This window comes from Rhodohalobacter halophilus (assembly GCF_001715195.1).
Classification (GTDB): domain Bacteria; phylum Bacteroidota; class Rhodothermia; order Balneolales; family Balneolaceae; genus Rhodohalobacter; species Rhodohalobacter halophilus.
On the sequence record NZ_MDWE01000005.1, the window covers coordinates 120,071 to 132,733 of the forward strand.

8 protein-coding genes are annotated in these 12,663 nt (G+C 44.8%); all 8 read right to left on the reverse strand.

The window, feature by feature from the left end; genetic code table 11:
- Positions 1-32 precede the first annotated feature (32 nt).
- A complete protein-coding gene (locus BG260_RS02325; RefSeq protein WP_245683879.1) occupies positions 33-836 on the reverse strand; it encodes a PhoH family protein in 804 nt (267 codons plus the stop codon).
- Between the two features lie 253 nt (positions 837-1,089).
- On the reverse strand, positions 1,090-1,779 hold the full coding sequence (rpe, locus tag BG260_RS02330) for a ribulose-phosphate 3-epimerase (protein ID WP_069130327.1): 690 nt from the start codon (positions 1,777-1,779) through the stop codon (positions 1,090-1,092).
- A gap of 5 nt (positions 1,780-1,784) precedes the next feature.
- Positions 1,785-2,621, reverse strand: coding sequence for a PASTA domain-containing protein (locus BG260_RS02335; RefSeq protein WP_069130328.1), 837 nt, complete (start codon positions 2,619-2,621; stop codon positions 1,785-1,787).
- Positions 2,622-2,650: 29 nt separating this feature from the next.
- The gene (locus BG260_RS02340) at positions 2,651-3,613 is read right to left on the reverse strand and encodes a hypothetical protein (RefSeq protein ID WP_069130329.1); all 963 of its coding nucleotides are present in this window, start codon (positions 3,611-3,613) and stop codon (positions 2,651-2,653) included.
- On the reverse strand, positions 3,610-6,879 hold the full coding sequence (locus BG260_RS02345; RefSeq protein ID WP_069130330.1) for a TolB-like translocation protein: 3,270 nt from the start codon (positions 6,877-6,879) through the stop codon (positions 3,610-3,612). Before BG260_RS02345 ends, BG260_RS02340 begins: the two co-directional genes overlap by 4 nt.
- Positions 6,880-10,017 carry a T9SS-dependent M6-like inactivated metalloprotease gene (locus BG260_RS02350; protein ID WP_069130331.1) on the reverse strand — a complete coding sequence of 1,046 codons (3,138 nt, stop codon included), beginning with the start codon at positions 10,015-10,017 and terminating at the stop codon, positions 6,880-6,882.
- A gap of 11 nt (positions 10,018-10,028) precedes the next feature.
- On the reverse strand, positions 10,029-11,165 hold the full coding sequence (porV, locus tag BG260_RS02355; protein WP_069130332.1) for a type IX secretion system outer membrane channel protein PorV: 1,137 nt from the start codon (positions 11,163-11,165) through the stop codon (positions 10,029-10,031).
- Positions 11,166-11,479: 314 nt separating this feature from the next.
- Complete coding sequence (locus BG260_RS02360) at positions 11,480-12,658, reverse strand: acetyl-CoA C-acyltransferase (protein WP_069130333.1); 1,179 nt, start codon at positions 12,656-12,658, stop codon at positions 11,480-11,482.
- Positions 12,659-12,663 lie beyond the last annotated feature (5 nt).

The window sequence follows — 12,663 nt, forward strand, 5'->3', positions numbered from 1 at the left end:
TGAATGTTTAAAAATGAATTTGGTGAGCGGACTTACTTGTTTTCAAATTTTTCGTAGGCATCAATGATGTCGCGAACCAGCTTATGGCGCACAACATCCGACTGATCGAGATAGACAAACGAAATACCTTCAATGTCCTTTAAGATTTTTTGAATTGAGATCAGCCCCGATTCTTGTCGTTTGGGGAGGTCTGTCTGTGTGATGTCTCCGGTGATGATCGCCCTGCTGTTGAATCCGATACGCGTCAGAAACATCTTCATTTGAGTATTGGTAGCGTTCTGAGCCTCGTCCAGAATAACAAAGGCGTTGTTGAGTGTACGCCCGCGCATGTAGGCCAGCGGAGCAATCTCAATCGTATTTTTTGCAAGCTGAAATTCCAGTTTGTCGAACTCAATCATCTCTTCCAATGCATCGTACAGAGGGCGAAGATAAGGATCTACTTTCTCTTTCAGATCTCCGGGGAGAAAACCGAGATTTTCGCCGGCTTCTACGGCAGGTCTTGCCAGGATAATTTTCTTCACTTTTCGCTCTTTAAGTGCCTTTACGGCCAAAGCTACAGATGTATAGGTTTTCCCGGTTCCGGCCGGTCCGATGGCGAAGAGGATATCATTCTTTTCTGAAGCCCGAATAATATTTCGTTGACCGCCGGTTTTGGCTGTGATGGCCTCTCCGGTGTGGGTGTGAATGATCACATCTCCTTTGTCCTCAATAAATGGTTTTCGCTGAGAAGCGGATCCAATATCACTTTCAGATTTATTGGCAAGGGCAAGCAGGGTAGAGAGGTCTGCCGGCTTGATATTGCCGGTCTGACGAGCAATGGAAATCATTTCACCCATTATATCTTCTATGGCACCAACTTCTGCCTGCGGGCCGAGTATTTTAATACGATTTCCCCTCGCAGTTATTTTTGTTGAAGGGAAAGCCCGGTCAAGCTGATTCAGATGTTCATCTCCAAATCCGAGAATGACAACCGGATCGAGATCTTTAATAAAGATCGTTTTTTCGATGAGTTGTTGAGATGTTTCGATAGGTGATAACTGATTTAGTGAGTCTTTAATTTGAAATGTAAGAAATCTATGTGAAGTTGATTTAAACGACTTTCTCCGAACCTTTTAGAGCCAGACTATTCAACTCTTCAATTCGCTCAGATATGTTTGGTGCTTTAAAAACACTGCTTCCGGCAACAAGCACATCTACACCTTTTTGAACAAGTTTTTGGATGTTTTTGGTTCCGACTCCACCGTCAATTTCAATTAGGAAATCGGCACGTAGTTCACTTCTGAGATCACGAAGCTCTTCTACTTTATCAAAACTAGCCTCAATGAACGACTGACCGCCAAAACCTGGATTTACACTCATGATTAGAGCCAGATCCACATCAGGTAAAATGGGCTTTAACAGTTCAACACTTGTTGCCGGATTGATCACTACACCGGCCATGCAGCCGTGGTCTTTAATATTCTGAATGGTACGATGTAGGTGGGGACACGCTTCGTAGTGAACCGAAATCAGGTCAGACCCGGCATCGGCAAAATCTTCTATATATTGATCCGGATTTTCAATCATTAAGTGAACATCCAGAAATGCTTCGGGGACGGTTTGGCGAACCGCGCTCACAATTCCCGGCCCATAACTGATATTGGGAACAAAATGGCCATCCATAATGTCGCAGTGGAACCAATTAATTCCGGACTCAGAGCAGGTATTTAACTCTTCTCCAAGTTTCGTGAAATCAGCGGCAAGAATAGAAGGTGCCAGGATCGGCAGGTCAAAATTCATAGGAATTAATTTTCAGAATTATCAATTTGTGATGTATCGGGTGGAGTAGATGATGTGGTATCATCGATAATAGCTCCTGTTTCTGACTCTTCGCGTGCGTCGAATCTTTCTGCAACAACAAGTTCAATGGTTTCACCTTCCTGAAGTTCAGCTACATTCGGGCTGAAAGAGAGTACTGTATTGGGGGTTACATCTCTGGATGGCTCAAAGCGAATGGGGCCTACACGTAATCCGGCTCGCATTATTTGTTGCTGAGCTTCAGTCAGCCGTAAACCTTCCAGCTGCGGGACATCCACGATGCGGGCACCGAGTCCGTCACTGACAACAAGGTTTATGGCCGTGCCTCGGTCCACCGTGTCACCGGGGGCCACAGACTGGCGAAGAATGGTATTTTTAAATCTATTGGATTCGTAGCTTGTGGAGCCAATGGTTAGCCCGCTGTTTTCGAGCTGAAGTCGTGCATTTCTATATGACAGATTAACCACATTTGGAACTTCAACCTGGGGAGTAGACTCAGTGTTTACCGTTAAATAGACTTTCCGGTTCGGCTTAACGAGTTGCCGTGGCGAGGGAGACTGGTCGATTACATAGTTGGCGGGATATGCAGAATGGGCTCTCCGGTCATGAACTTCAAAGCGGAGTCCATAATCAGTAAGAAGTGATTCAGCTTCCTCCAGTGAAAGTTTGGTTACATCAGGAATGGTTACTCCTTCATTGTAATTTGTGTACTTCGGCATAATGACAAAGTCCATCAACAGTACAAAAATTACCCCGGCTGAAATCAACCCGCCGATTGAGAGATAAAATGTTTTGCTTGTGAGGAGTTTTTTCAAAGTTTTCATGGGTCAAAAATACGATTTTCAATCTGTTCTTAGAAACGAACTGTCATACTAATTTGACGGCCCGGTACAATACTTGGAGTTGCTTCTATACGGTTTTGTTTCAGTTGAACGGTGAACAGTGCATCGAGCGCAGATACAACATGATTTGCCACCAGAAGCATTTTAAAAGATCGTCCCGATCTGTACAGATCATTAAAACGTTCGGCATCATCAGCAAATTGCCAGAAAAGAGAACTTGCGTGTGATCCGTTTCGGTCGAAAAGAAACCGCCGGTTATAGCGATTACCTGTGTGGCCAAGCTGATCATGGAAATCGTGGTAATCTCTCCATCCGGACTGATATTGATAATATTTGGCAATCAGCTCATAATATTGCTGAGAACCGTATGCGGGCAGAGCGTGAGAAAACCGACTGGCTGACTGATCATCTGTCGTCATATACCGAGTGTTTCGTTCACTCTCTCTGAGCAGTGTGATGTCAACTGCCTGCCAGTCAACAGATGGATCAAATGCCGGTGTAACACCTTCAATTTCGTCTCTAAGCTCATCAATATGTGGATTGGACAGATTGTGCACTTCATGATACTCAACCAGCCAGTGGGCATACTGAACCACGCTCCAGTTTTGGTCAGCCTGCTCTTCATACCTTGTTTCTAAACGTCCGGCGCGGTTATACCTGTCGATGGTCAGGATGATAGCCGAAACTTCAAGGGCTGCAAATAGGCCGGCACGAAGCCAGTTTTGGTTCACTGCCTGAGCTGAACCCGGAAGAAAGGCGGAGCTTAAAAATGCAACACCGGGATCGGTTCGGATCTGATGTTTTAGAGAAAATGAAGTTCTATTTTCTGATGCCAGTACATTGGTTGACGGCAGCAGATCTCGCACCGAAATTTCTGCTTCCGAAGTCGGCTGCACAACCACGCTTACGGCCTCTTGAGAAAGCGCGCCGTATGGAAAAACGATCATTATAAAAAGAAGCAGCCATTTGCTCATAGAACATCAAAATCGAAGGTTAAGCCAAAGTAAAACAGTAGTTCATTTCCGTAACGAATACGATTTGATTCTGATGTTGTAACAAATTCTGACGGTAGCGTTACTTCAAACCGATTCAACCCGTAGGAAGTATTCAGGAAAAATTTCATGGGGAAAAGATAGGCATTGTTGAATGCAAATCTCAGCTCAGCTCCAATACCTGATTTTAATTGGTTTCCAATATCAAGCGGGCCGCCCCAGCCGTTCCCAGTTTCAGCGTAGAGATGGGCGTATAGTTTGTCAAGCGTGTATGGGCCAATCTGTGTGTAGATTTCCTGAATGAGCGGTGTGATAAATGACGTTCGTAAAAATGCTGTGCGTTGTCCGCCAACAGCAAAAAATGGATAGGAGCGCAGTCCGGACAATCCTCCGTTGTAGTCAAGATAGAAGTAATCTTCAGGACTGTTCAAGTAGGCAAATGCTCGAGAGGTAATGAGCCCGGTTGATTGACCCATTAATGGAAAACCAAGTGCACTTATTAACTCGAGGGAGTGGTTTTGGGTTTGGTTATAGGCGGGGGAGAGTGTTCCATCTTCTACTTCAAATCTGTCGAGAAGCCGCCCCGGCTGGTACTTATAACCAAGTGATGCTTTAACGCCTTCTGGGGCGATGTCTGAATGTCGTGTCGGTTTGATTGCTTCGGTGTACCAGGTTGCGGATAGTGTCGTTCCTTTGAAATACTCTGAAGTGGACCCGGGGATAAATTCTCTATATTCTTCAGAGAAGAAGCCATCACTTGAAACGGTATAGGGGGAGTAGGAAACTCCCAGTTCCAGCAAGTTCCAGCGATTAATTTTGCTTCTCAAAAACAGATTTGCTTCCCAGATGGAGTATCGTGTATCGATAAAACGGGATTGGGGAAGACAGGAAGTGCATGCAAATTCCTCTATTTCGAGCCCGTTTTTAACATTCCGTTTCATGTTATAAAGTTCAATCGACAGGGTAGGCGACCAGCTTCGTTTTATGAACGGTAATCCACGGTAATCTGCAATCAGAAAAAGGTCGCGATCGAGATGATTGATTCTGGCCGGACTAAAGTATCCGGAAAAACTGTCTGCCAATCTTGAACCCGGACCCATTAAAGCTCCTGCAAAAATTGCCAGGTTTTCAGTTACATCACGTATAGAAAAGTAGGCGCCAACTTTTAAATCTCGCCATAAATTTTGTGTGAGAGAGCCAAACTTACCGGATCGGATGAGTGCTCCATTGCCTCCGTTTAATTGCGTGTAGTTATCAAACCGAACGACAGGGTAGACGGCCAGGCCGGTCGATGTTTCCTGATAAGGTTCAATGGAAAATTTCTCTGCTGTGTCCTCATCAACCGATCTTTCATTTATTGAAGTGAGCTGAGACTCGTCGGACTGCCAGGCGGGATTCAACTCAAAATGCGCGTTTTTCAATTCTGTTTTGGCAATTTTGTAACCGTCTGGTCCGTACCCAGAAAAGTAGAGCTCACCCTCATGTACAAATGGCATAAATGCACCCCCGTGTACTTCCGTCATTTTCTCCATTTGATGGTTTGTCAGATTGAGCCGGTAGATATTAAAAATGCCGTTCGGATCTGCTGAAAAGTAGAGATACTTTCCCACTGAATCGACCCATGGATCCCTGAAATCAACGAACCGATCCTCTAAAATTGTGTGCATGCGGGCAGTTGACAGATCGTATGAGTAGAGATTTCGGGATGTGCCTTTTGCAGCAGAAAAATAGATGATTTCACGGCCGGGGTGCCAAATCGGTGAAAAGATCGTTTCACGATCCTGAAAGTCGGTTAACGTCTCTATACTGGCCGTTTCCGGATCAATTATTACGAGATTTTGAGTGCCATTTTTCAACTGAATGGCTGCAATTATATCTGCGCTTTCAGACCATGCCGGATCCTGAAGCCGCTTGTCAAAAGTGAGCTGTTTACTTTTCCTGTTGGCGATGTCATATAGATAGAGATCGTTATAAAACTCACCATATCGGTTTTTTTCGCGCTTGCTAAAGATAATCTTCGAACCATCCGGAGAGAACGAAAATCGGCTGCTGATAAGATCGAGCGATGCATTACTGCTAAAACCGTGACTGATTTGGTACTGCTCACCTTGTGTAAAGTTAGACTCACGGGATTGATTTTCAAGCTCCATGATTTCACCATTATCATTGATAATCAAGGATGTGTTCCCTGAATCCCTGCCTCGGTTTGATAGGTAGGCGAATCGTTCGCCATCTGAACTCCACTGTGGATAGAAGTTGAAAAATCCCTTCTTTTCAACCGTAACGGTTCTTGTAATCTCTTTTTGACCCAGTTGTGCTACATACCCTGAACGCTTTAGGCTGATCCATTCATTAAAAAGTTCCTCACCGGACTTTCCCAGCACAGACTCTATTACCCGGCTGAAGTTTGAGTGACTTCCATCTGCAGCTTTTTGTGAAAGTTGCATGAGTACATCTTCGCCAAACTGACCGGCAAGGTGAGCAGTAAAAGCGAATCCCATGTTATAGATTAGTTCTCGTTCCAAACTATTTTTGGATGTGAAAACTCCCATTTCGTGAAAGGTGTGATGATTGTCACCAAGCAGTGCCGACCGAAGAATCATATCTCTGTGGCTATCCCAGAAATCACGTTCCCAGCCTTTTTTTTGAAACTGAGCCGCACCTTCGGCAAACCAGGCAGGAATGGCCACGGTTGAAAACGGATGAGTAATGATACCTCTCGGAAATCCATAGAGAACATCCGGTCTGCGTACATCTTCGTAGGCAAGCCACTGCAGATAGATTGCCGGAATATTTTTACTGCGTTTCATGGAAGCCCCGAGTTGTATCATATGTGTAAACTCGTGAGCAATTACATTTTCAAGCCAATCGTGTGTACCGCGAAGAGGGGTGTCAAGCGGTGGGATCCAGATCTCAATTTTGTCATCAAAAAAGAATGCGGCTCCGTTGGCGTAATCCTCACGGTCTCTTAAAACGATGCTGATTTTATTTTCTGGTTTGAACTGATATAGTTCCGTAATCGGTTCATAAACATCGTCGGCAATGGCGGCACTTACCCTTGCAATCTCTTCACTCCCTTCCTGAAAATGTATCAGAAAATGATTGCTCTGAATGGTAAACCAGGGGAGGTGATTGTGCGGATACTCAAAATTTTGTGGTGAGACTTGCGCATGTACATTGATCACTCCACACGTTAGCAACGTAATAAGAAATAAAAATGACAGGCGATATGTATTTTGCTGGTTCATCTACTTAATAATCGCAATGTTTACCAGTTTACTTTCACTTCTATTTCCATTCTTTGCTGTGATTCGAGCGATATAACCGCCGCTCGCCCAGTCGGAGGTGTCAACGGTAATCTCTTCCGGCGATCCACCCCGGCTTTGAACAGTTCTGTGATAGATTGTTCGCCCGCTAAGCGTTGAGATTTGAATACGAATTTCAGCTTCACCATCCGTTTGGAACCGGATAGTTGTTTCATCTCTGGCAGGATTCGGCCAGTTGTAAGTCTCCTCCTTGTTTAGAAATGTGAAACCGGGTTCAGTAACTTGAGTGTCAGGAATGGTTGCCGTTGACTTATTATTGCCGGTGTTACCATAGACGGACCCCCATCGGATTTCCTTCAGAGCCGGAAAATGCCATAGTTTAAAATCACCGGCCGGACTTACAGCCGCCACGTGTGTGTTGAATATTACGGGATTGACAATGTTTTGGTTGAGATCGCTATAGCCGCCAACAAGCAGCGGGAATCCCTCAAGCAAATCACCGTTCATATTGAAGGCGTATAGATTAAGGGAAGATACATCCACACCGGCAACAAGTATGTTTAGCTCGTCATCTCCATTCAAGTCAGCAATCAGAGGCGTTCCCATGAATGAAATACCAGGTTTTGGAGAGATTGGGAAGTGGCTGATCATCGCTCCATTTGAGTTGACCGCATGCAGTTTTTGCTCTTCAACGTTAATGAAGATAAAGTCGGGATTGCCATCTCCGGTCAGGTCGGTAACAGCAGGCCGGGAGATAGCACTGCTTTTCGAGATTTGAATATGGCTTGAATAGCCGTCGGAATCTGAATAAAGATTCAGATTATTACCTTCAAGCAGATAAAAGGATGGAGCCTTGCTACTACTACGGATTAATCCGGCATAGAGCCGTTCATAATCTTGGATATTAAATAGGGGGTGTGAAACAGTTCCGCCCGGATAAGAGAGGATGAACTCCTCTTCTGAAATTTGTGCAAATGCACCGGCATCAGTTTCTGTTCTATAAATGATCCGATTCTGTGTTGGAAATGCCACACCTGATTGCAGATCATATCGAAAAGGAATTCCGTCTAAATCGAGGATTCCCGGTTCAACGCTGCTGATATTTCCCCGATTTGAGGGGACTGAAAATTCTGACACAACTTGCCAATCCACACTATCAAATTGATATCTTTCAATATTTATTAATGACTGTTCGGGTTCGGCCGGTGCAGAGGCGATGAAGAGTTGATAGCTGTCTGAAACAAAAAGTGGTTGCTGGATCTTTTCAACTGTGCTTAACCGATCACTCAGTTGGCCTGTTTGTGTATTGTACACCTGAACCCCATTCCTTCCTGTAATAAAAAGTGAGTTGCCGTCAGAATCCGGGAAAAGTGAAAGTGGATAGTGATTAAAGTAGGTGTCGTCTGATGGGGTAAACGGCTCAATATCAAGGTCAGATCGTGATTCGATGAGTGTGTAAAAATCTGAATCGAGTGAAGCAGGCTGAATGGAGAACGATGCATGAACCAGGTTATCAGAAAAGTCGAAAAGTTCGAAAGAGGCCGGTGAACCCGAATGACTTCTGTTAGCAGGAGTTGTAACAGGGCCAAATCTGTTTTGATAAAGGGTGATTTCTCCAGTCTGAGTTATCACTGTTGCGTTATTTCCACTCCACCAAAAATCAAATGGTGAGCCGTTGGATGGATTTTGGAACAGACCGGCTGATACCGGCCGGCCGATATCTTGGGCGCCGTCAGCTTCAACTAACGAGATTCCCCGTCGATTGGGATTACTGTTTATCCGGTTTTGATCAATTTTTTGACCGATTACGGATTCATCAACGTGCCAGATGAGAATTCCCCCGTTCAGATGCCGGTCATTGGATTCATCGTATCCTCCGGGCAGGGCAAAATCAAAATTTGAGACGTCAGTAATAACCCCGGGTTCAAGAAGTTCATCAAAACCGCTAACCTGATTGACAAACAGGTCATCCAGATTCGAAAACTGCTGCACAACGGTTGTCCCGTCATCCCTTTGGATTGTGATGCTAATTCCCTCGTCAACCGGATCCCTGTGCCGGTTCTCAATCAGGTAGTATTCGTTAACCGAGAGATTAATTCTTGCAATGCTGTTTGGCTCTCTTAAGTAGGATGCCGGAAGGGTTACGGTGTTATCCAAAAGTGGGTCTACACTGAAAGGAGTTGTCCAGCCAAGATAGATCTTCTCCCAGGCAGACATCTCCGGAGGGAATAACCCGTTGTATGCAAAGATACCTGCACCGTCCATCAATCCAAACCGGCCGATACCGGACTGACCTGTTTCTGTATTAAATAGATCCGGCAGCCCCAGATGACTGCCAATCTGGGCAGTCAGCATGCCGTTGATGGAGAGCGGAATCACAAAAGTTTCGCCACTGATCTCTTCTCCGGCACGGGTAAGAGTCCGGGGCAGTATAAGTGTATTTGAAACCAATAGGTCGCCGTTTTGAAGTGGAAAACCGGAAAAATTCGGATCATCAAACATGTCAGCCAGCGCCGATTGGCTCAAATAAACGGAGGGAATATCCTGGGGAGTTCTGTTCAGAGTGGTTCCCGTTAGCTCAATATCCCTCCCGATTCCTGCATGAAAAATCACAAAAGCGGTGTTTTCCCCAATAAAGCTGTTGGGAACCTCAACCTCTGAAAGTGACTCCCATACATCCTTTGTAAGTTCTGATAAAATGGAAAGGTCTGGTTCAGGCCCAATGGGGGAGTATTCGGCCATCTCCTTCGGAAGTCGGACGATCTCAGGCAGTACAAAGTATTCGATGATTAACTTACCATCAGACATTCGCTGGAAGTAGTTTTTGGTAAACTCCAGATGAGCTTCAAAGTACTGCCGATTATGGGGAAGAGCGTCGATATTGGTGCCGGGATTTTCAAGATATGAAACAGCGCCATCATCAAACGTTCCGTTACCTGAAGTGTATGGATTCTCATCGGGCTGAAATTCTACCATCACAGCAAGAATTTTCAGATCACCTTCTACAGGTTCAGAAATGGATATCGGAGATTGTGAAAAAAGGGGAGGGGTGTGCAGAATACATAAAAAAAGCAGTGATAAAAATGATATACCACTGCTTTTCAAATGCTTCAATATCATTCACATAGTGCTTACTGGAAGTTTACAAGAAGACTCAGTCTGATCGTATTAGCAAGCGGATGATCTTCTTCCAGCGTATAGATATAACTGAAGTCCACGCCAAAAATATTGTAACGAAGTCCGGCGCCAAGTGTAATAAACTCTCGGTTTCCGTTATCCGGATTTTCGTAGTAATAACCGCTTCTCAGGGCAAACAGATTATTGTACCAATACTCTAAACCAAAACCCCACATTAGCTGCTGTGGCAGACTTAACGAAACAGTTTCGCCCTGGCCTCTGGTGCGTTCCAGGCTGCCCCAAGAGTTGAAGAGTGCTTTAAAAACACCCATCGGCTCATATACCTCATCTCCGTTTTCGTCAACGGTACGCTCTGTTCTGGCCATTACTTTTGAAATATCATTAGTGAAAGTAATAGTGTTCATACCGCGATCGTCAATATCCATTGTGTAGGCCCAACCGAGTCGAAGCATGGTTGGCAGCGGGTCTTTCTGAGCATTATCTGTATACTGCATACCCGGGCCAATATTGGAAAGATTCAAACCGGCATTGAATGAAGCATTTCTGTTGGCTACTTCAAAAGGGTTTGATTTGTAAAGGGCTGCGATATCCACACCTACACTTGAACCGGGATTAATTTTTTGACCGCTCACCTCTCCATCTGCCAGAGAGCTGTAGATATATCGGATTCCTGTACCCAGCGCAAAATTGTCTGAAAGCTGATAACCGTAGGAAAGTCCGGCGGAAATTTCGTAACTGTTGAATCGTCCAAGATTTTCGGCAAATTCATCGGTTCGAACCTGCTCACCGAGGTTCAAAAAAGTGATATGTCCACCAATGGTTCCAATACCGTCAACATGGTATGTACCGACCAAGTAGTCATAAAAAAGGTCAGCATTGAAGGCAGGCAGCCAGTTTGCATGTGTTATACTCACCTGATTTTGATTCTGAAAAGCGAGACCTGCAGGATTCCAAAAGATTGCTGAGGCATTATCGGCAATGGCAACTCCGGCGCTACCCATTCCGGCACCTCTTGAGTCCGGTTCAATTTGTAAAAATGGTACGGCAGTGATGCCAACCTGAGCCTGTGCTGCAGGAATCGAAAGCGCCAGAATTGCTGCTAAAAAGATGGATGATAATGCTTGTTTCATAATATGTTGCCTTGATTTGCTACTTGATACCGGCAATTATTTGTTGTGATACTATTGCAAACGGTATGGATAAAGATCGCGTATTTAAATATCGGATTAGGGTTAAAAAATGTTAGAGTCAATAAATGACGTTTAGTTCCGAAAATAGTGGTTGTAGCAGTTTATAATAGGCGAAGTGCTTTGCTTCTAATTGGTTATAAAGAAAAACGAATAATCGTTTTAAAACATGAATTTACAATCTGAAATATTATACATCCGTCGGCTCAAAAATGCAAAATAATTGTCAATACCGACGGATGTTTACGTTTTATAGCTTAGAGCATTTCTACTACCAGTGCGGATGCTCCGCCACCGCCGTTGCAGATACCCGCACAGCCATACTTACCACCCGTTCGTTTCAGTGCATGGAGCAATGTTACGATAATTCTTGCCCCGGAACATCCAATCGGGTGACCAATACTTACCGCTCCACCGTGAATGTTTACTTTTTCAGGGTCGAGCTCGAGAATCTGATTGTTTGCCAGTGAAACAACTGAAAATGCTTCATTGATTTCAAAAAGGTCGATATCATCCTTGCTCAAACCGGCACGTTTAAGTGCAATCGGGATGGCATCGGCAGGAGCGGTTGTGAACCATTCGGGAGCTTTTGCAGCACTACCGTGACTAACTACTTTCGCCAGAGGTTTTAACCCCAACTCTTTTGCTTTCTCTTCACTCATCATTAAAACAGCCGCTGCACCGTCGTTGATACTGCTTGCATTCGCTGCAGTGATGGTTCCCTCCTTATCGAAAACGGGACGGAGCTGAGGTATTTTATCAAAATTTACGCGTCCGAGCTCTTCATCCTGTTCAACCTCGGTTACGTTACCTTTTCGGTCTTTCACCTTCATTTTTACAATTTCATCTTTGAAGTAGCCCTTTTCGGTAGCTTCAATAGCTCGCTTATAGGATGTGATCGCAAATTTGTCCTGATCTTCGCGGCTAATATTACACTCTTTTGCACAAATTTCACCTGCATTACCCATGTGGAAATCGTTGTAAACATCCCACAATCCATCTTTCAATATTCCATCTTCAACATTGGAGTGTCCGAGCTTTGCCCCGAACCGGTGTTTAGGCAGGTAATATGGAACATTGCTCATGCTCTCCATGCCACCGGCAACCATAATATCATTCTGCCCCAGGGCAATTTGATCGGCAGCTATCATAATTGCTTTGGTACCTGATGCGCACACCTTGTTTACTGTAGTCGAAGGGGTTTTCTCAGACATTCCGGCTTTCAGAGCGGCCTGGCGTGCGGGAGCCTGACCTATTCCGGCAGTTAAAACATTACCCATTACAACTTCCTGAACGTCATCGGGTTTAATACCGGCCGTTTTTACCAGTTCGCTGATGACGGCCGCTCCAAGTTCAGGAGCTGAGAAAGATGACAAACTTCCGCCGAAGGCACCCAGCGGTGTTCGTTTAGCTGCTACAATTACTGCGTTCTTCATAATGT

What these genes read in the sequence shown, in the direction of transcription:
- porV (WP_069130332.1), bottom strand. Translation starts at nt 11,165, where the DNA reads ATGAAACAAGCATTATCATCCATCTTTTTAGCAGCAATTCTGGCGCTT.
- BG260_RS02335 (WP_069130328.1), bottom strand. Translation starts at nt 2,621, where the DNA reads ATGAAAACTTTGAAAAAACTCCTCACAAGCAAAACATTTTATCTCTCA.
- BG260_RS02345 (WP_069130330.1), bottom strand. Translation starts at nt 6,879, where the DNA reads ATGAACCAGCAAAATACATATCGCCTGTCATTTTTATTTCTTATTACG.
- BG260_RS02360 (WP_069130333.1), bottom strand. Translation starts at nt 12,658, where the DNA reads ATGAAGAACGCAGTAATTGTAGCAGCTAAACGAACACCGCTGGGTGCC.
- rpe (WP_069130327.1), bottom strand. Translation starts at nt 1,779, where the DNA reads ATGAATTTTGACCTGCCGATCCTGGCACCTTCTATTCTTGCCGCTGAT.
- BG260_RS02325 (WP_245683879.1), bottom strand. Translation starts at nt 836, where the DNA reads ATGGGTGAAATGATTTCCATTGCTCGTCAGACCGGCAATATCAAGCCG.
- BG260_RS02350 (WP_069130331.1), bottom strand. Translation starts at nt 10,017, where the DNA reads ATGATATTGAAGCATTTGAAAAGCAGTGGTATATCATTTTTATCACTG.
- BG260_RS02340 (WP_069130329.1), bottom strand. Translation starts at nt 3,613, where the DNA reads ATGAGCAAATGGCTGCTTCTTTTTATAATGATCGTTTTTCCATACGGC.